Below are 22,428 nucleotides of genomic sequence, written 5' to 3'. Positions count from 1 at the left end.
CTGCGGATGAGCTTGATGGAGCACCTGTCGGAGCTCCGCGGGCGCCTCTTCAAGTGCACCCTGGCCGTCTTCATCCTGGGGACGGTGTCGCTGTTGTTCGCCAAGCCCATCTTCGGCGTGCTGATGCGGCCGGTGCTGGACGCGCTCCCGGAGGGCAACCGCGCCCTCATCTACACGTCCGGCATCGAGGAGCTGAACGTCCTGATGAAGGTGGGCGTGTACTGCGGCATCTTCCTCACCACGCCCGTCATCCTCTGGCAGATCTGGGGCTTCGTCTCGCCCGGCCTCTTCCCGGAGGAGCGGCGCTACGCGGCGCCCTTCGTCATGTTCGGCTCGCTCGCCTTCATCGCGGGCGCGTGCTTCTGCTACTTCGCGGTGCTGCCCTCCATGTTCAAGTTCCTCCTCAACGAGGAGGAGACGCTCGCGTTGGAGCAGCGGCTGGACACGGCCCGACTGCGCGCGGATGACGCCCTGCGCTTCCTGCGCGTGGGCGACGCGGAGCGGGCGGGCGCGCTGGCGAAGGAGACCAGCGCTTCGCTGCGCGCGGATGGAGAAGGTCAGTCACCGGCCCCCGAGCGGGCGCCCTCGCAGTCCGTGGAGCTGAAGTCCCGGCTGGCCGGACTGGGCAAGCTGGTGGACGCGGCGGCGGACGGCTACGGCGTCCAGTCGCGCGGCGTGTTGCGGCAGGCGGTGGAGAAGAAGGTGGTGGCGGTGACGGCCTACGCGAAGCAGGACTACGCGGCGGCGTCGGTGGCCATGGACGAGGCGGCGAGCCTGCTGGCGGGCGTGGCGCCCACGCGCACCGAGGAGCTGTCCGGCCTGTGGAAGCTGGAGAAGGAGCTGTCCGCGGGCGAGGCGCGGCACGAGGCGGCGCGGTGGACGCGGCCCATGCTGACGATGCACGAGCAGCTGTCGCTGGTGCTGCTGCTCATCCTCGCCTTCGGCATCATCTTCGAGCTGCCGCTGGTGATGGCGCTGCTCGGCGTGGTGGGCGTGGTGCAGTCGAAGTGGCTGTTCAAGTACCAGCGCCACGCCTTCGTGGTGTGCCTCATCGCGGCGGCCATCATCACCCCGACGGGTGACGTGGTGAACCTGTCGCTGATGGCGGGGCCCATGTTGCTCTGCTACGAGCTGGGCGTCCTGCTGGTGTGGTTGGTGGAGCGGCGGCGGGCGCGGAACGCGGCCGAGACGGGCATCACCCCGGCGTCGTAGTAGGGTCCGCGACCATGGTGGGCTCCCGCCGGCACTTCCGGGCCAACGTCCGATATCTGCGCGCGCTGCTGCGCCGCTTCCGCACCACGATGGGGCTGGCCGTGGCCCTGTTCGTGGTGGGGCCCTTGATGTTCCATTGGCGCTACAAGGGAGCGGACGGGGACCCGATTTCCTTCGGCGAAGCCCTGCACCACGTCTACTTCCTGCTCTATGGCCAACCGTCGCTGCCCTACGTGCACGACTGGCTCATCGAGCTTTTGAACGTCGTGATTCCCCCGGCGGGAATCGCCCTGGTGGCGGACGGCGTCGTGCGCTTCGCCTACCTCTTCTTCGCCCGGCACAAGAACGACAAGGAGTGGATTGAAGTGGTCACCGAGACGATGAAGGGCCACGTCGTGGTGTGCGGGGCGGGGCGGGTGGGCTACCGCGTGGTGGCGCAGCTGAGGGAGATGGAGAAGGACGTGGTGGTGGTGGAGAAGCGCGAGGACGCGGCCTTCGTCTCCGCGCTGCGGGACGAGAACGTGCCGCTGCTCATCGACGACACGCGCAGCCCGCTGTGCCTGCCGCGCACCAACGTGAAGGACGCGTCCGCCATCGTCTGCGCGACGGACGATGACCTGGCCAACCTCAACATCGCGCTGGATGCACGGAGGATGAACCCGAACATCCGCGTCGTCATCCGGCTGTTCGACGAGGACCTGAGCGGCAAGGTGCGCGACACCTTCAAGGCGGAGGCGCTCTCCAGCTCGTCGCTCGCCGCGCCCGCCATGGCGCTGGCGGCCCTGGACCCGCGCATCATCCACTCGTTCCACCTGGGCAAGCACCTGATGGTGGTGTCCAACTTCGAGGCGCGCGAGGGCCTGCCCGGCCTGACCATCTCCGACATCCGGGACAGGTTCGGCGGGCTGGCGCTGTCGCTGCTTCGCGGCAGCCACGAGCGGCTGCACCCGGTGGGCGAGGAGGTCATCCGCCCCGGTGACATCCTGGCCATCCAGGCGTCGTATCCGGAGTACCGCCGCCTGCGCGCCTTCTCGTGCGAGGCGGAGCCGCCCACCTGGTCCCACCAGGACCCGCCGCCGCTCCCGGGGCAGCGCAAGGTGGGCTGAATCCCGGCGTCACACCGTCCTCGCTGTCGCGGGGCGGGTGGCGCTGGTGGACGCGAGCGCGGCGCCGCCGTGCTCCAGCGCCGAGGGAAGCGCGAGGGCTCGGGTGAGCAGGGCCGCGAGGGGTTCCCACTCGACGAGGAAGCCGTCGTGGCCGTACAGGCTGGACAGCTCCGCGTGCTCCGCATGGCGTCCGAGCGCGCGCAGTCGCCGGGCCAGGGCCTCCATGTGCTCGGGGAAGAAGAGCTGGTCCCTGTCGATGCCCACGCACAGGGCGCTCGCGCGGATGCGCTCCAGTCCACCGTGCGGCGCACGGGCGAGGTCGTGGTGGTCCATGGCGCCCAGCTGCGCGAGGTAGGCGCGCGCGTCGAAGCGGGCCTCCAGCTTGCGCCCCTGGTGCTCCAGGTAGCTCTGCACGGGGTAGAGCGCGCGGGAGGACCACGTGGGTGGGCGCTGCTGACTGGCTTCGAGTCCGGGCTCGGCGCGGTAGGTGAGCATCGCGAGCTGTCGTGCCAGCTCGAGGCCGCGGTGGGGGGCCTCAGGGAAGCCGGGGTCCAGGAGCAGCGCCTGCCGCGCGACGTGGTTGAGGCCCACCACCCATGAGGACGCGGCTTCGGCGGTGGCGATGGGGGCCATGCGCGCGAAGCGCTCGGGAGCGAGGGCGGCGAGGCAGAGGACAATCATCCCGCCCAGCGAGCCGCCGGTGACGAGGTCCACCTCCTGGATGCCCAACGCGTCGAGCGCGAGGAGAATGCTGCGGGCCTGGTCCCACGGCGTGACGGTGGCGGGAAGGTGTTGCTCGTCTTGTCGGAGGTCCCCCTTGGCGAGCGTGGGCGCGGGGCCAAAGCGCGTGTCGTCCGCGCGGCGGGGGAAGCCTTCGTCGGCGGGGCCCGTGGTGCCGTAGCAGGAGCCGAGGTTGTTGAAGCACAACAGCCGCACGCGCGTCGGGTCCAACGCGCGGCCGGGGCCGATGACGGGCTCCCACCAGCCGCCTTCTCCTCCCGCGCGCATGTCTCCGGTGAGCGCGTGCACGAGCAGCACGGTGGGCACGCGCGCGGAGGGGCGGGTGGTACTTCGACGGCGGTCGCGCTCGACGGCGTGGTGTTGCTCGGCGAGGGTGCGACGGACGACGCGCGGCGAGGTGGCCTGGGCTTCTTCGTCCGGGAGGAGCCGGGCGCGTGCGTGGAGCCACGGCAGGTCGTCCTCGGGGCCCCACCACCAGCCGCGCACGAGGTGGGGAGTGAGGCGGGCGCCTGCTTCCAGCGTCAGGTCCGGCGTGGTCACTTCAAAGAGGCGCGGCGTGGGCGCGCAGGGGAGGGAGGCCAAGGGAGACTCCGGACAAGCGGGTGTTGTCGCGGGCGCGCGGGGGCGTCCGGGAGGGAACGAGGTTCAGCTCGGGCGTGACGGGCTTCGCTCGGCTCCTACGGGGTGGAGCGAGGGCGCTGAAGGAGGGCCAGAAACGACGAAGCCCACCGACCCTCGCGGGGTGGGTGGGCTCGGTGGCTCGCCAGGGTCGGATGGACGTCAGCCGACACGGGCGGGCGGGAGCCCACCTGTCATCGACATTCGACGCATGGCGAGAAGGGACGTCATCGCCGCTAGGGATAAACGCTCGCCCCACGCGAGTCAAGCCGACCCACCGTGCCAGGGCGCGGCGTGAGAGGCGTGTGACACTCGCAGCGCCACGGTGTCGTGGGATTCCACGACGGCGCGGGAATCCCTCTCACGGGTTCGTGACGTGGGCGTTCGCGGTGTACGGGGCGAGCGCGCCGATGTGGCCGGGGCGGGCCTTCACGCGCGCGAGCCAGGCGGACACGGCGGGGAAGTCCCCCAGGTCCAGGCCCACGTCAGGGGCGACGTGGGCATAGGCATACAGGCCGATGTCGGCGACGGTGGGGCGCTCGCCCACGAGGAAGGTGCGGTGCTGGAGGTGGCGCTCCAGGGACTTGAGGGCGTTGCGACCCGCCTCGATGCGCAGGAGGAAGGTCTCCGGGTGGCGAGGGGCTCGGCCCGTGAGCTTCCAGAAGCGCGCGGTGCCGATGTTGGGCTCCACGGCGTTCTGCTCGAAGAAGAGCCACTGGTGGACCTGCGCGCGCTCGAAGGCGTCTTGAGGGAGCAGCGGCGTGCCCTCGGCGAGGAAGAGGAGGATGGCGTTGGATTCGGCGAGGAAGCGCCCCGGTTCGGGCTCCAGGACGGGGATGCGGCCATCCGGGTTCTTGTGGCGGAGGAAGTCCTCCGTGCGGCTCTCGCCCGCGAAGATGTCCACGGGGACCAGCTCGTAGGGTCTGTCGAGCCAGGACAAGAGGAGGCGCAGCTTGTAGCCGTTGGCGGAAGGCGCGTAGTCGTAGAGGCGCATGCGGGGCTCCGGGTGGGGGGCTGATGGGTGGCAGCGTAGGCCCCTGCCTCCAGGCGAGCGACCCGGTCCTTGCGGCCCGTGGCGTTCCGAGAGGGCGCAAGAACCGGGTTGAAGGGGCGGGGTCCGGGGGCCATACCGAGGGGAGGACACACCTTTCAGCCAGGAGCCGGGACATGGCGACCAGCGACTACGCCCGAATCGAGCAGGCGATTCTCTATCTCGATGCGCATGCGCGCGAGCAGCCGTCCCTGGACGACGTCGCGGCGCACGTGGGGCTCAGCCCCTTCCACTTCCAGCGCCTCTTCACCCGCTGGGCGGGCATCAGCCCGAAGCGCTTCCTTCAGGTGCACACCCTCAGCTCGGCGCGTCGGCTGCTGGCCGAGCGGCGCAGCGTGCTCGACACGTCGTTCGCCGTGGGGCTGTCGGGGGGCGGGCGACTGCACGAGCTCTTCGTCACGCTGACGGCGATGACGCCGGGGGAGTTCAAGCTCGGGGGCGAGGGGCTCACGGTGCACCACGGGGTGCATGTGTCGCCCTTCGGAGAGTGCCTGATTGCCGTGTGTGAGCGGGGCATCTGCGGACTGCACTTCCTCACGGGGGCGTCGGAAGCGCAGGCGCTGGCGGAGCTGCGAGCGCAGTGGCCGAAGGCGACCTTCGTGGAGTCCATTCGGGAGACGGCGCCGTGGGTGGAGCGCATCTTCCCGGAGGCGCCGCCGAGTGGGCGCACGCCGCTGTCGGTGCTGGTGAAGGGGACGCCGTTCCAGGTGCAGGTGTGGCAGGCGCTGCTGCGCGTGGCGCCGGGAGAGGTGGCGACGTACGAGGACCTCGCCCGGGCCATTGGCAAGCCGAAGGCGGTGCGCGCGGTGGGCACGGCGGTGGGAGGCAACTCCGTGGCGTTGCTGATTCCCTGCCACCGCGTGCTGCGCAAGACGGGCGTCTTCGGGGACTACCGCTGGGGACCCGCGCGCAAGCAGGTGATGCTCGCGTGGGAGTCGCTGCGGTACGGGGCGGAGAACGAGGACGGCGAGCTCCGCGTCGAGGCCGCCCGGTCCGAACTGGCTTGAGTCGACGGGGAGCTAGGCGGCTTCGTCGAGCGGCAGCTTCTCCGCGAGCTCCTCGATGAAGTCGTCGATGACGTAGGGCACCGATGCGTCTCGCTCGGGGTCCTTCCGCGAGGGGTGGTCGAACTCACCGGCGAGATGGCCAACGACCTCATGTCCGAGATGAGAGGCCAGCTCCGAAGGGCTCATCGAGTCGAAGGCGTCCACGTAGGTATAGATGTCGTTGGTTTCCGGAATGCGCCACCCGCGAACGGATGACAGCTTCTTCCAGATGGGCCGCTGCACGAGCTCGTAGTCGAAGAAGACGAGGCGCGGCACGGCGAGGGCACCCAGCGGCGGCGTGGGTTGCCCCCAGATGAGCCGGTTGAGAATCTGCTCGTTCGTGAGTCCTTCGTTCCAGGTGTAGGCGGAGTGCTCCAGGACCCGGAGACGGAACGACTTGGAGTTCACGATGCGCTCGAGGATGTCGAGGGCCTCGCGCAGCCTGGCTCCGCGAGAAGCGTCGATGTTCACCTGCCGCTTGACCTGAAAACGCACCATGTTTCCTCCTGGGTTGTTTCAGCGAGAGGGCTCAGCCCAGCGCCGCGAGCGCCGAGACCTTGGCGATGATTTCGGGCGCCGAATGCACCAGGCTGGCAATCAAGGTGAGCCATCCGATGACGCCCGTGGCCGCGCTCGCGACGAGTCGGATGACCAGTGACAGGACGGCCCCCGCCAGCCCCAGCGCGGCCGTCACCCGCTCCAGGCGCCGCAAGAGGCTTCGCGCCTCCTCCAACGGAGCCTCCTGGTCGATGAGCAGGACGGTGTCGCAGTCCATGTTGAGCCGGCAGCCCATGTTCAGCCGTGGGGCAGGGGGGAGCAGCTCTCCGCCCAGGAAGATGCCGATGCCGTCCACGAAGGCCGTGGCGGCTCGGCTCACCGCGCCGAGCACCTCGTTGGCGACGCGGAAGAGTGAGCGAAAGACATTGCGCGCCAGGGTCCTGACGAAGTCACCGACGGCCTCGAAGATGGTCGACAGGGACTGTCCGAGTCGCACGACCTGCCGCTTCAGCCATTTGAAGGTGCGCTTGATGCCGTCCCAGAGAAAGAAGTCCGAGTTGTCGACCTCGCTCGTCCAGTAGTCCTGGAGCTCGGCTTCGTTGGCCCGGACGAAGCCGAGGATGTCGTCGCGAGAGACATCCTCTTCGCGCTGCTGGCGTGCGAAGTCCTCGAACAGCTCCGGGGTGACCTGGTGGGTGGCGCTCTCCATGGCGGCCACGGTGAGGGGCCTCTTCGGATTGTTTCGCCAGTAGAGGTCCAGCGCCTTGAGCATCTTCTGCTGGGTGGCGGGCTCCCGAATGTCGCCCAGGGGATAGCCGTTCAGCCACAGCTCGTTGCGCGCGAGTCGCAGGAGAAAACGCCGTGCGGCGGAGAGGTTCTGTTCGGACAGTGCCAGCCCCTCCAGCGCCTGACGCACGGGAGGGGCGGCCTTCGCCACCTTGTCCACGAGGGCATCGTGAGACAGCACCAGCTCCATGGCCTGGCGCTCGGAGATGTTGCTGGAGGGGATGAGTCCCAGCTCGGCGGCGACGGCGCGGAAACGGGCGAGCTGGATGCGCAGGTTGTTCGTGTCGCTCGGGTCGACGGGGACGTTGGGGCGCAGGCCCAGCGTCGTCAGGCGGAGCTGGACGGCGCGCACGAGCACGGGACGCGCCATTCCACCGACGGGGTACCACTTGTCGATCTGGAGCGGGTCCTCCAGCGTGACGAACTCCTGGAGCGCATCCCACGTGGCCTGCTCGATGGTGGCGCCACTCGCCTCCAGCCCGATGTCCCTGCGAAAGACGTTGAGCCCCTTGAGGAGCTCCGCATTCATCTTGTCGCTCGTGGGGTCTCCCACGGCGTAGCCGAGGTGGCTCAGGCGCAGACGGACGGCGCGCACCACGAGCTGGTACCGCTCGTAGTTGGCTCCCTGCGACGAGGGCGTCAGGGCGGAGAGCGGGACGAGCCCCGTTCGCTGCTCCAGAATCTGGAGGTTCTCTTCCAGGTTCAATGCGTTCGCGAGGGGCTCTTCCCCACCGGCTCTCAGCGGCACGCCCTGCGCCGCGGAGAGTCTGCGGGGGCCATTGAACAGGGCCGCGACATGACCCTGTGTCGTCGATGGAGGCGGCATGTGGGAGCTCGGCCGGGGGCTCAGGTCTTGGAGACAATCTCCTTGAGGGTGTCGGCGAAGAAGTCCACGACGGCCTTCCGGGCAGCGAGGCTGGTCTCCACGGACTTGCGGTGCACGTCCAGCAGCTCCTGAAGCCGGGGAATGTCCTGCTCATCCGTCTGGAAGAGCTTCGTGTCTCCGTCGAACTTGATTTGAGTCGCCGCGACCAGCTTGATGACTGCTTCTGTCGTCACTCCGTTGACTGTCTTGGGCAGCGCGCTCTGCGTCAGGCTGTCCCAATTGATGACAGGATTGCCTTTGCTGTCGTTCTGGATGACGTGTTTGACCTGGCCTGTGTAGGTGATGACCTCCAGCGTCACGAGGTCATCGACCGCAGCATTGAGCTTCTCGAGCGCTTGCCTGAGTCCCATGTGTTTTCCCCCAATAAAGCTCGCGTCGACTCGCGGAGCCTGATGCTGGGATTCTACAGCGAGTCCGAACAGCGCCGTCAAGGCGAGGACTCAGGGGGCTTGTAGCGCACGGGTCGCGAAAGACCTTTCCGGTGGCCCGCATGGCGTTGAGCCGAGGGTGGGGATTTTCGCGGGCTTGTCTGTATTTGGAGTCCGTCGACGGGCGCGTTCTTGGGTGCGGTCGGACCCCATGAGGTGTCAGGATGGAACGGCTTCGTCATGGCGTTCCTGGCCCTTCCTCCGCATGCCGCGCTCTCTCCCCTGGTGATGGGGTACTGGTTCATCGAGGACCTGGAGGGTTCGTACGAGGGCAAGCCCATCCGGACGACGCCTCACGCGGGCGCCGTGCTGACGCTCAACTTCGGTCGGCCCTGTGCGAGTGAGTTCGCCGCGGGAGCGCCCCGCGCCTCGCTGCTGGGCATCCAGAGTCATCCCCGGAACTGGAGCTCCGGAGAGGGCTGCTCCTTCGTGATGGTGATGCTGCGACCACCGGGGCTCGCGCGTCTCTTTCCCTCCTTGGGGAAGGACAGCCGCGACGACATGTTGGAACTCGGTGGCGTCCTGGGGGATGGCGCCGCGCGGCGGCTCTGCGATGACCTCGCCGCCGCGTGGGCTCCACGTCGTGTCGCCGCGCGCCTCGATGACTGGCTGCTGCGACGCTTGTCCGCGAGCCGCGCCCTCGTCGGTGTGAGCCAGTTGGGACATGCCTGGGCGACCCTGCTGCGGACTTCGCGCGTGGACGAGGCCGCGAGAGATGTGTCTGTGTCCAGACGGCAGCTCGAGCGCTGGTTCAGCCTGTACGCGGGGCACACGCCCAAGCAACTGCTCGGGCTCGACCGGATTCAATCCAGTCTCCACGCGGCCCAGACGGGGAAGGGAGACCCGCTCCAGGGCTTCAGCGACCAGGCCCATCAGATTCGACAGTGGCGTCGCCACCTGGGGATGACGCCAGGAAGGTACTCACGTGCTTCGAAGTCGATTCTCGCCGAGTACTTCGCCCAGGCCCGGGATGCCGCACCCGAAGGACTGGCCCACTTCTTCTGACGGATGCTCTCTCGCTCCACCGTGGCGAGTGCCGGGGGCTTGTCGCATTCGTTCAATACGCTCGTGGGACGGCGCTCCAGACTGTCTTTCCTCTGGATGAGAGAGGAGCCAGCGCGATGGGGCAGGGGACGTTCGTCGAGTATCGAGAAGGCGGGACTGACTGTGAGGCGTACGTCACCTGGGACTCGCGAAGCGATGCCCGTCGACCGTGCGTCCTGCTCGCACATGCGTGGGATGGGCTGAACGCCCCGATGCGAGAGAAGGCGGAGGAGCTCGCGGCGCTCGGCTACGTGTGCTTTGCCCTGGACGTCTATGGCAAGGGCGTGAGGGGAGGCGTGGCCGATGACAACTCCCGCCTGATGGCTCCGTTCATGGCGGACCGCGCGCTCTTGCGCAGGAGGCTGGTGGCGGGATTCGAAGCGGCGCTCCGTCATCCCCTCGTGGATGCCGACCGGGTCGCCATCATTGGTTACTGCTTCGGTGGCCTGTGCGCCCTGGACCTGGCGAGGAGCGCCGTGCCGGGCCTGAAGGCCGCGGTGAGCTTCCACGGTGTCCTCAAGCCACCGCGGCTCGAACCTCAGGCGCCCATCTCCGCCAAGGTCCTCATCCTCCATGGCTGGGAAGACCCGACCGGACCGTCTCCCGATGTGCTGGCCGTGGCGCGCGAGCTGACCGAGGCCGGAGCGGACTGGCAGCTCCATGCCCATGGCCACGCCATGCACGCCTTCACCTATCCGGGGCTGCACAACCCCCAGGCGGGGCTCCAGTACCACCCAGCCGCGGCGAGGCGCTCCTGGGCCGCCATGCGGAGCTTCCTCGACGAGGTCTTCGAGCCCTCGCCACGGTAGGCCCTGCCGTGGGGCTATGAGCGGCTCACGGAGCGAGCAGCCCGGCGGCAGGAATTGCTTCGCCGACCCTGGGCGCTCGCTTCGCTATTCAGCCGATGCTTGCTGGAAGGACTTCCCACTCGGTCCGCTCAGGACATCCGGGCGACGAGCTTGAGTGGCAGGTTGCGCAGGAAGAACCCCACCAGCGTCCACGGCCAGCCGGGGACGTAGGCGCTCACCGGCTCGCGCTCAATCGCCTTCACCAGCGCACGAGAGCCCGTCGCGGAGTCCACGGCGAAGGGCAGGTTCTTCGCCCCCGCGTTCAGCTCCGTGTGGATGTACCCGGGATAAATCGTCGACACCTTGATGGGCGTGTTCATCAGCTCCGCGCGGATGCCCTCCGTCAGCGTCGCGAGGCCCGCCTTCGTCGCCGCGTACACCGTGAGATGCCGAGGCAGCCCCCGCATCGCGCTCATGGACGAGATGGTGACCAGGTGTCCCTGGCCCTGCTTGCGCAGGATGCCCACGGCCGCCTCGCACTGCGCGACCGCGGCCACGAAGTTCGTCTGCGCCGTCTTCGCGTTGGTGGCGAAGTTCCCGGTGCCAATCCGCTTCCCCACGCCGATGCCCGCGTTGATGATGATGCGGTCCAGGCTACCGAGGTCCTTCGCGAACGCCTCGAAGACCTCGAACACCTGCTCGTGCTCGTTCACATCCAGCGCACGCACGGAGATGTGCAGGTCCGGATGCTTCGCCAGCAGCTCCGAGCGCAGCGCCTCCAGCCGGTCCGTGCGCCGGGCACACAGCGCGAGGTTGCGTCCCCGCGCCGCGAACTCGCGAGCCATGCCCTCACCCAGTCCGGAGCTGGCGCCGGTAATCAGGATGTTCTTGCGCATGGCGGTGCTCCTCAGCGGTAGGTGATGAGGGCGCGCTGAGAGCCCTCGAAGTGGGCGTGCTCGTTGAGCGTCGACATGTAGCGGCCCCGGTCACTGTAGATGACCTTGGTGATGCCACAGTTGGCGAGCGTCCAGTTCAACCTGAACGCGTGCTCGTCTGGAATCTGGAGCAGGTGCTGGCAGATGGCCGTGACAGGGCCGCCCGAGGTGAACACCAGCGCCGTCTTCGACGGCCCCAGACCCTGGATGAGTGCGTCCAGCGCTCGCACACAGCGCTCCCGGAACTTGGGCCAGGGCTCCGTGTACTCCGCGTCGTGTTTCCCGGCGACCCAGCGCCCCACGGCCTGGGTGAAGAGTTCCTGGAACGCCCGACGCGGGTCCGCGGCACCCAGGAGGTCCTCCGCCAGGGCCGCGTGATTCGCGTAGCGCGGCGTGTGCCGGGCCACGAGCTCGTCATGGTCGAACTCGTTGAACCCCGGCGTGCGCGTGGGCAGGAGGCTCGTGCCCATCGCGGTGAGGCACGTCTCCGCCGTCTGCCGGTGGCGGGTGAGCGTGCCGGTGACCACTGCGTCCACGGTCAGCCGTGGCTTGAGCGCCTCACCGAGTACTCGCGCCTGGATGTAGCCCGTCTCGGAGAGCTGGTCATAGTTCTCCGCGCCGAAGGACGCCTGACCATGACGGATGAGATACACGACGCCCATCAGCGGCCACCCTTCCGGATGAGGCGCTTGCAGCGCCAGTCGAAGTACGTCACCAGCGACCAGAAGTTCTTGAACGCCGGATTGCGCGTCTGCTTGTGGTGATAGCGGTAATAGATTTGCTGGATGATGCCGGCGAGCCGGAAGATTCCGAAGACCTCATAGAACGTCCAGTTGGCGGGCTTCAGGCCGGAGCGCTGGAGGTAGTAGTCGACGACCTCCTGGCGGCGCAGCATGCCGGGCACGTGCGTGGGCTGGCGCCGCGTGGCGCGCATGAAGAAGTCGTCATCGGTCTGGACCCAGTAGGCCAGCGCGCTGCCCAGGTCCATCAGCGGGTCGCCCAGCGTAGCCATCTCCCAGTCGAGCACGCCGATGACATGCGTGGGGTCTCCCGGGTCCAACACCACGTTGTCGAAGCGCCAGTCATTGTGGATGACGCAGGTGGCGACGTCGTCGGGGATGTGGTCCTTGAGCCAGGCGCGCACGTACTTGAAGCTCGGCACGTTCCACGTCCGGGCCTTCTCGTAGCGGTCCGACCAACCCTCCACCTGGCGCCTCGGGTAGCCGGCCCCTTTGCCGAGCGACGACAGGCCCACGGCCTGGGCGTCCACGGCGTGCAGCTCCAGCAGCCGGTCAACGACGTTGAGGCAGAGCTTGCGCGTCTCCGCGGGGCTGAGGTTCATGCCCCGGGGCATGTTGGCGCGAGGGATGATGCCCTCGATGCGCTCCATGACGTAGAAGTCCGCGCCGATGATGGCGGGGTCCTGGCACAGGCCCACCATCTCCGGCACCCACGGGTAGGTGGGCTTGAGCGCCTTCTGCACGCGGAACTCGCGCGACATGTCGTGCGCGGACTTCGCCTTCGTTCCCGCGGGCGGCCGGCGAAGGATGAGGTCTCGGTTCGGGTACTTGAGGCGGTACGTCCAGTTGGACGCGCCCCCCGAGAACTGCGTCACCGTGGGCGAGCCCTCGAGCGTGGGTACCTGCTGCTTGAGCCAGGCATCGACGGCGGCGACGTTCAGCTCCTCACCGGCGCGGATGGAGCCGGGTGCGTCGAGCGAAGTGGAAGGCGTGGCGTGGGTTGCCATGGTGGGTCACTTCCTGGAGAAGCCGCGCTTGGCCAGTTCGATTCGGGCGATGACGCCCTTGTGCACCTCGTCCGGACCGTCCGCGAGCCGCAGCGTGCGCGCCTGTCCGAAGAAGCCCGCGAGCGCCGTGTCATTGGACACGCCCGCGCCGCCGTGAATCTGGATGGCGTCGTCGACGATGTGCTGGAGCATGCTCGGGGCGACGACCTTGATGGCGGAAATCTCCGTCATCGCGCCCAGGGGGCCCACCTGGTCCATCTTCCACGCGGCATAGAGCGTGAGCAGGCGGGCCTGGTCGATGGCGATGCGGGCCTCGGCCACGCGCTCGCGGTTGCCGCCCAGGTTCATGATGGGCTTGCCAAAGGCCGTGCGGTTCATGCCCCGGTCAATCATCAACTCGAGCGCCCGCTCCGCCGCGCCGACGCAGCGCATGCAGTGGTGGATGCGGCCGGGGCCCAGTCGGCCCTGGGCAATCTCGAAGCCCATGCCCGGACCGCCGATGATGTTGGAGAGCGGCACGCGCACGTTGTCGAAGCGCACCTCGCCGTGGCCGTGGGGCGCGTCGTACTCGCCGAAGACGGGCAGCATGCGCTTGATGGTGACGCCCGGCGCGTCCAGGGGCACGAGCACCATGGAGTGCTGGTGGTGACGGTCGCCCCCGGCGTCGGGCGTGCGCGCCATGAAGATGGTGACCTTGGCGTTGGGGTGCCCCAGGCCGGTGGACCACCACTTGGTGCCATTGAGGATGACCTCGTCGCCTTCGACGACGGCGGTGGCCTCCATGTTGGTGGCGTCCGAGGAGGCCACGCCCGGCTCCGTCATGCAGAACACCGAGCGGATTTCACCCGCGAGCAGCGGCTTGAGCCAGCGCTCCTGCTGGGCGGGGGTGCCGTACTTCCACAGCACCTCCATGTTGCCGGTGTCGGGGGCATTGCAGTTGAAGACCTCGGGGGCCATCAGGCTGCGCCCGGTCTCCTCGGCGATGGGGGCGTATTCGAGCGTGGTGAGGCCCGGGGCCAGCTTCTCGTCCGGGAGGAAGAGGTTCCAGAGTCCCTTGGCCTTGGCGCGAGCCTTGAGGTCTTCCATGACGGAGGACACAGGCCAGGTCTTCCAGTCACCGCCACGAGAGGCCTCCATGACCTCCTGGTAGTAGCGCTCCTCGGCGGGCTCGATGTGCTCGCGCATGAACTGCTTCACGCGCTCCAGGTAGTCCTTGGCCTTGGCGCTCGGCTCGAAGTTCACGGTGCAGCCTCCTCTCACGAGAGGAGGCCATCCTTGGCACCCGTCTCTTGTTGAATCCACTGAATGTTGGTCATGTGTCGTCATGAGCCCAGTTCAGGATTCAGCGCGACGGCAGGGGGCCCCCGACCTCAACCTCTTCAGGGTGTTCGACGTCGTCTACCGGGAGCGCAACCTGACGCGCGCGGCGGAGGTGCTGTTCCTCAGCCAGTCCGCGGTGAGCCATGCGCTGACCCGTCTGCGCGAGCAACTGGGGGCGCCCTTGTTTGTCCGCGAGGGACGCGGGGTGGCGCCCACGCCGCTGGCGGAGCGGCTGGCCCCGGAGATTCGCGAAGCGCTGGCCCTGCTGCAGCAGGCGGTGCATCACACCCGGGGCTTCGAGCCCACTCGGGACGTGGGTACCTTCACGCTGGCGATGAGCGACATGCTGGAGCCGTCCATCGTCCCCCGGCTCGTGGCTCGGCTCCGGGAGCACAGTCCCAAGGCACGCATCAGCAGTGTTCGGTTGGAGCGGACGCGGCTGGAGCGAGACCTCGCCTCCGGCAAGTTGGACCTGGCCATCGACGTGGAGCAACCCACCAGCGCTCAGTTGCGGCACACGGCCTTTACCCATGACGCGTTCTGCGTGGTGAGCCGCAAGCGCAGGCGATTGGACGTGGCGGCGTACATGGGCGCGCGACATGTCACGGTGTCCTCGCGGCGCACGGGGTTGGCGGTGGAGGACCTGGTGCTCAGCCGTCTGGGATACCAGCGCGAGGTGACGGTGCGCTGCCGGCACTACGAGACGGCCTGCCGCATCGTGTCCGGCTCAGACTTGATGTTGACGATGCCCCGGCGCCGCGCGGAGGAGATCAACGCGGAGCTCGACAACCACCTGTTGCCCATGCCGCTCGCGCTGCCCCGACTGGAGCTACACCTGTACTGGCACCGCTCCGAGGACAGCGAACCGCGCAGTCAGTGGTTGCGAGCGGAGCTTCAATCCCTGGCGAAGGTGTTGATGGACGCGAGGCGTGGCGCGTGAGTGGATGACGGCTTACTCCGCTTCGAACGTCGCGAGGTCGACCGTCGCGGCGCGCAGTTGTTCGACGACCCGGGGTTCGGGCCACGCGACGGTGCGATAGCGCGTCGGCCACAGGTCCGGCACCAGCTCAAAGCACTCGGGCGCCAAGCGCCTCGCCAGGGGGAAGGACACGATGAAGGGGGCCCCCTCGTCGTCGTCGATGCTCACCAGGTCCGCTTCGGGAAGCAGCATGTCCTGGTCCTTGATCCACATCGTCCAGGCGAGGGGATACCCATCCGTGTTGCGGGTGTTGAGCGTGAAGTCGGAGAGGAGCGTGTCCACGCCCTCCGCCTCATGCCAGGCCTGGAGGCTCTCCTTCTGGAGTTCGTACTCCCTCAGCGCGAACAACGCGTGTCCGTGGCGCACGCGTCGCGCGAGCTCATTATTGCCACGGCGGAGATAGGGAGCCACGCGGCCCGCGCTGTCCAGGGTGTAGAGCGCGGGTGAGATGGCGTGTGGGTTGGACTCGAACTCCAACTGCGCCTGCTCGCACAACTGGGTGACCCTGGCTTCATCCTGACCACCCGTGAAGATGAATCTGGAGCGTGTGGGAACGCTGATGACGGGACGTCCGCTGACCTTGCCAGCGCAAGACGCGAGGAAGCCAGGGTCCAGCAGCCGCGAGGATTCGTAGACGTCATCTTCTGAGTCAGCGACACGGGCGAGGTTGGCGAAGGCGGCCGCGAAGGCCTCCTCCTCGGAGATCTCCCACCTCGCCAGGTGCTCATGCCACATATGCGAGGTGGAGTTGGGCAGCTCCATCACCAGCAGCACCCGCAGGAAAGGGATGGGACGTCGCTCCACCAGGGCGTTGGCCACCTCCCTCGAGGCCCTGGGACCAAAAGAGGCCGGGCGAACCACGGGCATCACCTTCTCCCGGACGTCCGCCCAGGAGTCCGGGAGCGACGCTGGCATCGTGAGGGCGGTGAAGAACTGCCGGACATGGTGGGAGCGCTCTTCCGGCGTCATGTCTTGCGTGGCCAGCAAGAGGCTCTCCAGGTTCATCCGGGTGGAGGATCCATTCACCCGGAACCCCACGGCAAACTCATCCACCACTCGTTTGACGCTGAGCACATAGGGGAGGGAATACAACACCGCCTCCACCTCGAGCAGCAGCACCTCACGGGTGCGCGAGGTCGCGGAGGCTTTCTTCTCCAATCCCAGAAGTCTTTTGAAGAACTCCATGGCGGAGGGTTATAGCGCACCGGACTCCATCCGCGGCCACAGGAGCCAATCACTGTCGATGCCAGGCTCCGTCATGGGGGCTGGTCGGACGACCAGTGATCGTCGGACCTGCCTGGGAGCAGCTTCATCCCGCGGAGCTTCCGGAACCAACCCCAATCACCCTCCTTCATTTCGAAGACCTCCCCCGTCCACTCCCCCAGCACGACCTGCGCACAGCCGGCCAGCTCCACCTCCGCATAGGCGACAGCCGCCTTCGAGCATCGCTCCCCGAGCACGGACAGGTCGGTCACGAGAGAGATGAGCTTGTGGCAGGGGCCCGTGCCCAGACCTCCATCCGACGCCAGCTGGCCCCGTCCGTCTCGGCCCCTCTCCGAACCTCACCCCTGCGATGCAGGAGCTGAAGCGCATCGGCTGAACTCTCTCACGCGACAACTACCTTGACGCTCACCGGCAGTGGCCTCAGCCATGCGCGAGTTCGCCGCTCGGCTGATGCCACTACCGTGAGCACCCGAGGTCACGCCTCGATGTCGAACGCGAGTGACGCGCGCTCACCGGGCTCCACGTGCAGCAGGCCCTCACCGGTGGCCAGGGCTCCAGCAGCAGCCGTCCATGGCTCCACGCAGACGAAGTCCTTGCCGCGCAGGGTCCACACCACCAGCATCTTGAACTCCGGGCTCCACGACAGGTGCACGGGCCTCAAGCCCGGTCCACGTCCCAGAATCGTCCCCGGGCCCGAGTGGTCCCTCAGGTGCAGGTCCACCTCGTCCAGCGTCAGGTCGAACCCGGTGAAGGGCACCTCGCGCTTGTTCCGGTTGTCCCACGCGTGTGTCGCGTCCGTGTCCACCGTGGCCACGGCCTTCGCCGCGTCCGGCACCCGGAAGTACGGATGGAAGCCCAGGTGCAGGGGCAGGGGACGCGTGTCGCGGTTCTCCACGTCGAAGTCCAACGTGAGCCGCGTGCCCACCAGGGAGAAGGTGAGCTGCGCGTCGAAGGCCCACGGGAACTGGCGCAGCGTCTCCTCGGTGGAGGACAGCCCCAGCACCAGCAGCGAGTCCTCCGCCTGGCGCACGGTCCACGGCAGCCTGCGCGCGAAGCCGTGCTGCGACATCGTGAAGGACTTGCGGTCCGCCGGGTACGTGTCACCCGGAAGGGGCCCGGCGATGGGGAACAGCACGGGGATGCCACCGCGCACGTTCTTCGCCGGGTCCGCCACGGTGGCCTCGTCGAGGTAGAGCACCTCGTCGCCGTCCACCGTCATCCTCGAGACGAGGGCCCCGCGTGAAGGAATCACCTCCACGCGGCACCCACCGTCCACCAACGCGTACGTCTCCAACCCGGCGATGCCGGGGAACACTCGGCTCATACGAGCCTAGATACCCCCATCGTGGGGGTCGCTGTCCATGAAGGGATACGGCACCTTCACGGGCGGCGCGAAGTTCTCCTTCACCGTGCGAGGGCTGGTCCACCGGATGAGGTTGAGCAGTGAGCCCGCCTTGTCGTTGGTGCCCGACGCGCGCGAGCCGCCGAAGGGCTGCTGGCCCACCACCGCGCCCGTGGGCTTGTCGTTGATGTAGATGTTGCCCGCGGCGTGGCGCAGCTCGCTCATCGCCGTGTCGATGGCCTTCCTGTCACGGCCGAAGATGGCGCCCGTCAGCGCGTACGTCGCGCTCTGGTCCACCTCGCGCAGCGTCTCCACGTACTTCGCGTCGGGATACACATACACGCCGACCAGCGGCGCGAAGATTTCCTCGCGCAGGATGCGGTGACGCGGGTTGGTGAGCTGCACCAGCGTGGGCTTGACGAACCAGCCTTCCTTCCGGTCCGCCTCGCCACCCGCGACGATGCTCGCCTCGCCGTCCTGCTTCGCCAGGTCGATGTACGAGGAGACCTTCTTGAAGGACTTCTCGTCGATGACGGCGCCCATGAAGTTGCGGAAGTCCGTCACGTCGCCCATGCGGATGTCGCCGATGAGCCCCTGGAGGCGGGACTTGAGCTTGGGCCACAGGGACTCGGGGACGTAGACGCGGCTGGCCGCCGAGCACTTCTGCCCCTGGTACTCGAAGCCGCCCCGGACGATGGCCACCGCGAGCGCGTCCACATCGTCCGCCGCCGACGCGTGCGCCACGATGAAGTCCTTGCCGCCCGTCTCTCCCACCAGTCGCGGGTACTGCTTGTACCTGCCGATGTTCTCTCCCACCGTCTTCCACATGGAGTTGAACGTCGGCGTGGAGCCGGTGAAGTGGATGCCGCCCAGGTGGGGGCTCGCCAGCGTCGGGTTTCCCACGGTGGGGCCGTCGCCGTTGAGCATGTTGATGACGCCGTCGGGCAGGCCCGCCTCGCGCAGCAGCTCCATGAAGTACCAGGCGCTCAGCGCGGCCGTGGAGGACGGCTTGAACAGCACCACGTTGCCCATGATGGCCGGCGCGGTGCAGAGGTTCATCGCGATGGACGTGAAGTTGAACGGCGCCACCGCGAACACGAAGCCGTCCAGCGGACGGTAGTCCAGCATGTTCCACGTCTGCGGCGAGGACTCCGGCTGGATGGCGAGAATCTGCTCGGCGAAGTGGACGTTGTAGCGCAGGAAGTCGATGGCCTCGCACGCCGCGTCGATCTCCGCCTGGTGGGCCGTCTTGGACTGACCCAGCATGGTGGACGCGTTGATGAGCGGGCGGTAGCGCGTGGCGAGCAGCTCCGCGGCGCGCAGGAAGATGGCGGCGCGCGAGGTGAACGACATGCGCGCCCAGTCCTCCTTCACGGCCAGGGCGGCCTGGATGGCCTGCTCCACGTGGCTGGCGTCCGCCTCGTGCAGCGTGGCCAGCACGTGCGAGTGCCGGTGCGGCATGCGGACGGTGTCCGTCTTGCCGCTGCGCACCTGCTTGCCGCCGATGAGCAGCGGGATGTCAATCTGCTCACCGGCCATGCGCTTGAGCGTGGCCTGGAGTTCACGGCGCTCGGGCGCACCGGGCGCGTAGGGCAGGATGGGCTCGTTTCGGGGAGCCGGGACGCGGGGGATGGCGTTGATCACGCGGAAGACCTCGGGACGGGGCGAAGAAAAAGGGCGGGCGAGCATTAACCAACCCGCTCCACCGGGGAAGCGTGGAAGCGGGCCGTCGTCAGCGCCCGGACACCCGCTGTCAACCCCCAGGCAGGCCGGGTATTTCCCACCACCCCGCCTGGCGGCTCATACCGCGCGAGGGGGGCACATTGACCGCGCGACACAGCGCGCGGTTACGATGGGGCATGCGCATCCCGCCCCCGAGCCCCGTGATGCCGCCTGTTCCTGGCCTCGTCGCCCTGGAAGAGGCGCTCCGGAAGGACCTCGAGCGGTTGGAGTATCCCCGGCGCTCCTGGGTGCTCCCTCGCCGCACCCGCGCCGGCAAGGCCGTGCTGGATGTCCTCATCATCGGGGGAGGGCAGAGCGGCCTCACCGCCGCCTTCGGGTTGATGCGCGAGAAGGTGACGAACCTGCTCGTCGTCGATGACGGAGAGCAGGACCTCGCCGGGCCGTGGAAGACCTTCGCGCGCATGCACACGCTGCGCACGCCCAAGCACCTCACCGGCCCCGACCACAACCTCCCCAACCTCTGCTTCCAGTCCTGGTTCGAGGCCCAGTACGGCGAGGCCGCCTGGACCTCCCTGGAGCGCATCCCCAAGGAGCTGTGGGCGGACTTCCTCGGGTGGTATCGGCGCACGCTGGGCATCCCCGTGCGCTGCCGCTCGCGCGCGGGTGCGCTGACGTGGAGCGCGGAGGACGACTGCTTCCAGGTGCCGCTGGAGGACCTGCGCACCGGGCAGGTCGAGGTCCTCCCTGCGCGAAAAATCGTGCTGGCCACGGGCATCGACGGCTCGGGACGCTGGGAAGTCCCGGCGGTGGTGGCGGGGCTGCCGCGCGAGTTGTACGCGCAGACGCGCGAGGACATCGACTTCGAGGCGCTCCGGGGGCGCAAGCTGGGCGTGCTCGGCGCGGGGGCCTCCGCGTTCGACAACGCCTCCGTCGCGCTGGAGCACGGCGCGGGCGAGGTGCACCTCTTCTACCGGCGCAAGACGCTGCCCACCGTCAACCCGTATCGCTGGGCGGAGTTCGTCGGTTTCCTCAAGCACCACGCGGACCTGCCGGACGCGGACAAGTGGCGCTTCATCCACCGCATCTTCGAGATGGGGCAACTGCCTCCCGCCGACACGTACCGCCGCGCCCGCGCGTATCCCCAGTTCCACCTGCACGCGGAGAGCCCGTGGGTGGGCGCCGAGGAAGTGGACGGACAGGTCCGCGTCACCACGCCGCGGGGGCACTACACCTTCGACAAGCTCATCGTCGGCAGCGGCACCGTGACGGACCTCTCGCTGCGGCCGGAGCTGGCGAACCTGCACCAGGACATCGCGCTCTGGAAGGACCGCTTCACGCCGCCCTCGGGCCAGGCGCACACGGACCTGCTGCGTCATCCGTACCTGGGGCCCGGCTTCGAGTTGCAGGAGAAGCACCCGGGCCGCGCGCCGCATCTGGCGTCCATCTTCAACTACACCTTCGGGTGTCTGCTCTCGCTGGGCTTCGGTGGCGCGAGCATCTCTGGCATGAAGTACAGCCTGCCTCGACTGACGGCGGGCGTGACGCGGCAGCTCTACGTGGATGACCGGGACGCGTTCTTCAGCGCCCTGGAGTGCTTCGACGAGAAGGAATTCGAACCATGAGCAGTGGTGAGTTCGGGCTGCGCAGCCGTCGCGTCCTCGCGGCGGGAGGAATGCGCGAGGCCGTGGTGGTGGTGAAGGATGGTCGGGTGGAGAAGGTAGCGGGGCCGGGAGAGGCCCTCGGCGCCCTGACGGTGACGGACGTGGGCAATCACGTGGTGATGCCCGGCGTGGTGGACTGCCACGCGCACATCAACGAGCCCGGCCGCACGGAGTGGGAAGGCTTCGCGACGGCCACGCGCGCGGCGGCGGCCGGAGGCATCACCACCGTCGTGGACATGCCGCTCAACTCGCTGCCGCCCACCACCACGCTGGAGGCGCTGAAGCTCAAGGCGAGCGCGGCGCGTGAGTCCAGTCAGGTGGACCACGGCTTCTGGGGCGGCGTGATTCCGGGCAACGCGAACGAGTTGGAGGCGCTCATCGACGCGGGGGTCGCGGGCTTCAAGTGTTTCCTGTGTCCCTCCGGCGTGGACGAGTTTCCCCCGGCGGACCGCGCGGTGCTCGACGTGGCGATGCCGATTCTCGCGCGGCGCGGCATTCCGCTCATCGTCCACGCCGAGCTGGAGTCTCCGCTGGCGGAGGCGGACGCGGGGGGCCCTCGCACGTACCGCGCCTATCTGGAGTCCCGGCCTCGACGCTGGGAGCAGGATGCCATCCGGATGATGGTGGAGCTGGCGCGTCAGCACCGCTGCCGGGTCCACATCGTCCATCTGTCGTCGGCGGATGCTCTGCCGTTGCTGGCGGACGCGCGCCGGGAGGGTCTGGATGTCTCGGTGGAGACGTGTCCGCACTACCTCAGCTTCACCGCCGAGGAAATCGAAGACGGGGCGACGCACTTCAAGTGCGCGCCACCCATCCGCGAGGCTGAGAACCGCGAGCGGCTCTGGGCCGGGCTGGCGCGGGGCGACATCGAGCTGGTCGTGTCGGACCACTCGCCCTGCACGCCGGCGCTGAAGCTCCTGGAGCGTGGCGACTTCAGCGCGGCGTGGGGCGGAATCGCGTCGCTCCAGCTCAGCCTGTCGGCCGTGTGGACGGAGGCGCGCAAGCGCGGACATGGCCTGGAGACGTTGGCGCGCTGGATGTGTGAAGCCCCGGCCCGGCTGGTGGGACTGCACGGCACGAAGGGGACGCTCGCGCCCGGCGCGGACGCGGACCTGCTGGTGTTCGACCCCGAGGCCACCTTCATCGTGGAGCCCACGCGGCTCCAGCACCGTCATCCCCTGACGCCGTACGCGGGCCGCACGCTCTCGGGCGTGGTGGAGACGACGTTCCTGCGCGGGACGAAAATCTACGAGCGTGGGCAGCCGTTCCCCCGCCCGAGTGGAACCTGGGTGCGTCGCCCGTCCTCGGCGCGCATCGCCGCTTGAAGCCTCTG

General features: G+C 68.3%; 20 protein-coding genes. 8 read left to right on the top strand and 12 right to left on the bottom strand.

Annotated elements, in window-relative coordinates; all coding sequences use genetic code 11:
• Positions 1–6: 6 nt before the first annotated feature.
• Together HUA74_RS31620 and HUA74_RS31615 are read left to right on the top strand one after the other, a co-directional pair.
• Complete coding sequence (locus HUA74_RS31620; protein WP_174457530.1) at positions 7–1,212, top strand: twin-arginine translocase subunit TatC; 1,206 nt, start codon at positions 7–9, stop codon at positions 1,210–1,212.
• Between the two features lie 14 nt (positions 1,213–1,226).
• Positions 1,227–2,318 carry a TrkA family potassium uptake protein gene (locus tag HUA74_RS31615; RefSeq protein ID WP_174457529.1) on the top strand — a complete coding sequence of 364 codons (1,092 nt, stop codon included), beginning with the start codon at positions 1,227–1,229 and terminating at the stop codon, positions 2,316–2,318.
• Between the two features lie 9 nt (positions 2,319–2,327).
• Here the strand turns inward: HUA74_RS31615 and HUA74_RS31610 are convergent, their stop codons facing one another.
• On the bottom strand, positions 2,328–3,641 hold the full coding sequence (locus tag HUA74_RS31610) for an alpha/beta fold hydrolase (protein WP_174457528.1): 1,314 nt from the start codon (positions 3,639–3,641) through the stop codon (positions 2,328–2,330).
• Between the two features lie 397 nt (positions 3,642–4,038).
• Positions 4,039–4,671 (bottom strand): glutathione S-transferase family protein, encoded by a 633-nt coding sequence (locus HUA74_RS31605; RefSeq protein ID WP_174457527.1) that lies wholly within the window; start codon positions 4,669–4,671, stop codon positions 4,039–4,041.
• Between the two features lie 173 nt (positions 4,672–4,844).
• Between HUA74_RS31605 and HUA74_RS31600 the strand changes: the two genes are divergently transcribed.
• Complete coding sequence (locus tag HUA74_RS31600; RefSeq protein ID WP_141640750.1) at positions 4,845–5,735, top strand: bifunctional transcriptional activator/DNA repair enzyme AdaA; 891 nt, start codon at positions 4,845–4,847, stop codon at positions 5,733–5,735.
• 12 nt (positions 5,736–5,747) lie between these two features.
• On the opposite strand, the gene HUA74_RS31595 is transcribed toward HUA74_RS31600, so the two are convergent.
• From HUA74_RS31595 to HUA74_RS31585, 3 genes are read right to left on the bottom strand one after another with little or no spacing between them, the layout of a single operon-like run.
• The gene (locus HUA74_RS31595; RefSeq protein ID WP_174457526.1) at positions 5,748–6,272 is read right to left on the bottom strand and encodes a hypothetical protein; all 525 of its coding nucleotides are present in this window, start codon (positions 6,270–6,272) and stop codon (positions 5,748–5,750) included.
• Between the two features lie 31 nt (positions 6,273–6,303).
• Positions 6,304–7,884, bottom strand: coding sequence for a hypothetical protein (locus HUA74_RS31590; protein ID WP_174457525.1), 1,581 nt, complete (start codon positions 7,882–7,884; stop codon positions 6,304–6,306).
• A gap of 20 nt (positions 7,885–7,904) precedes the next feature.
• Complete coding sequence (locus HUA74_RS31585; protein WP_174457524.1) at positions 7,905–8,294, bottom strand: hypothetical protein; 390 nt, start codon at positions 8,292–8,294, stop codon at positions 7,905–7,907.
• A 258-nt stretch (positions 8,295–8,552) separates the two neighbouring features.
• Between HUA74_RS31585 and HUA74_RS31580 the strand changes: the two genes are divergently transcribed.
• On the top strand, positions 8,553–9,377 hold the full coding sequence (locus HUA74_RS31580; RefSeq protein WP_174457523.1) for a helix-turn-helix domain-containing protein: 825 nt from the start codon (positions 8,553–8,555) through the stop codon (positions 9,375–9,377).
• Positions 9,378–9,493: 116 nt separating this feature from the next.
• Positions 9,494–10,225, top strand: a complete 732-nt coding sequence (locus HUA74_RS31575) for a dienelactone hydrolase family protein (RefSeq protein WP_174457522.1) — start codon at positions 9,494–9,496, stop codon at positions 10,223–10,225.
• Positions 10,226–10,353: 128 nt separating this feature from the next.
• On the opposite strand, the gene HUA74_RS31570 is transcribed toward HUA74_RS31575, so the two are convergent.
• The 4 genes from HUA74_RS31570 to HUA74_RS31555 are packed head-to-tail and all read right to left on the bottom strand — an operon-like array spanning position 10,354 to position 14,128.
• Positions 10,354–11,100 (bottom strand): SDR family oxidoreductase, encoded by a 747-nt coding sequence (locus tag HUA74_RS31570; RefSeq protein ID WP_174457521.1) that lies wholly within the window; start codon positions 11,098–11,100, stop codon positions 10,354–10,356.
• An 11-nt stretch (positions 11,101–11,111) separates the two neighbouring features.
• Positions 11,112–11,801, bottom strand: coding sequence for a histidine phosphatase family protein (locus tag HUA74_RS31565; protein WP_141640744.1), 690 nt, complete (start codon positions 11,799–11,801; stop codon positions 11,112–11,114).
• A complete protein-coding gene (locus HUA74_RS31560; RefSeq protein WP_141640743.1) occupies positions 11,801–12,886 on the bottom strand; it encodes a phosphotransferase family protein in 1,086 nt (361 codons plus the stop codon). The genes HUA74_RS31565 and HUA74_RS31560 overlap by 1 nt, the downstream gene beginning before the upstream one ends.
• Positions 12,887–12,892: 6 nt before the next feature.
• Positions 12,893–14,128 carry an acyl-CoA dehydrogenase family protein gene (locus HUA74_RS31555; protein WP_141640742.1) on the bottom strand — a complete coding sequence of 412 codons (1,236 nt, stop codon included), beginning with the start codon at positions 14,126–14,128 and terminating at the stop codon, positions 12,893–12,895.
• 82 nt (positions 14,129–14,210) lie between these two features.
• On the opposite strand from HUA74_RS31555, the gene HUA74_RS31550 reads away from it, so the two are divergent.
• Positions 14,211–15,146: a LysR family transcriptional regulator gene (locus HUA74_RS31550; protein ID WP_174457519.1), complete on the top strand. Its 936-nt coding sequence runs from the start codon at positions 14,211–14,213 to the stop codon at positions 15,144–15,146.
• Positions 15,147–15,158: 12 nt separating this feature from the next.
• On the opposite strand, the gene HUA74_RS31545 is transcribed toward HUA74_RS31550, so the two are convergent.
• The 3 genes from HUA74_RS31545 to pruA all read right to left on the bottom strand — a co-directional run bounded on the left by HUA74_RS31545 (position 15,159) and on the right by pruA (position 19,395).
• A complete protein-coding gene (locus tag HUA74_RS31545; RefSeq protein WP_174457518.1) occupies positions 15,159–16,343 on the bottom strand; it encodes a DUF1444 domain-containing protein in 1,185 nt (394 codons plus the stop codon).
• Between the two features lie 541 nt (positions 16,344–16,884).
• The gene (locus HUA74_RS31540) at positions 16,885–17,733 is read right to left on the bottom strand and encodes an aldose epimerase (protein ID WP_141640740.1); all 849 of its coding nucleotides are present in this window, start codon (positions 17,731–17,733) and stop codon (positions 16,885–16,887) included.
• A gap of 6 nt (positions 17,734–17,739) precedes the next feature.
• Positions 17,740–19,395: an L-glutamate gamma-semialdehyde dehydrogenase gene (pruA, locus tag HUA74_RS31535; RefSeq protein ID WP_141640760.1), complete on the bottom strand. Its 1,656-nt coding sequence runs from the start codon at positions 19,393–19,395 to the stop codon at positions 17,740–17,742.
• Positions 19,396–19,610: 215 nt separating this feature from the next.
• On the opposite strand from pruA, the gene HUA74_RS31530 reads away from it, so the two are divergent.
• Together HUA74_RS31530 and allB are read left to right on the top strand one after the other, a co-directional pair.
• Complete coding sequence (locus HUA74_RS31530; protein ID WP_174457517.1) at positions 19,611–21,056, top strand: FAD-dependent oxidoreductase; 1,446 nt, start codon at positions 19,611–19,613, stop codon at positions 21,054–21,056.
• Positions 21,053–22,420, top strand: coding sequence for an allantoinase AllB (gene allB, locus HUA74_RS31525; RefSeq protein WP_174457516.1), 1,368 nt, complete (start codon positions 21,053–21,055; stop codon positions 22,418–22,420). Before HUA74_RS31530 ends, allB begins: the two co-directional genes overlap by 4 nt.
• Positions 22,421–22,428: the final 8 nt, after the last annotated feature.

It is taken from the genome of Myxococcus sp. CA051A, from assembly GCF_013336705.1.
Classification (GTDB): domain Bacteria; phylum Myxococcota; class Myxococcia; order Myxococcales; family Myxococcaceae; genus Myxococcus; species Myxococcus llanfairpwllgwyngyllgogerychwyrndrobwllllantysiliogogogochensis.
The sequence above is the reverse complement of the archived record's forward strand: the minus strand, read 5'-3'. Positions and strand labels throughout refer to the sequence as shown.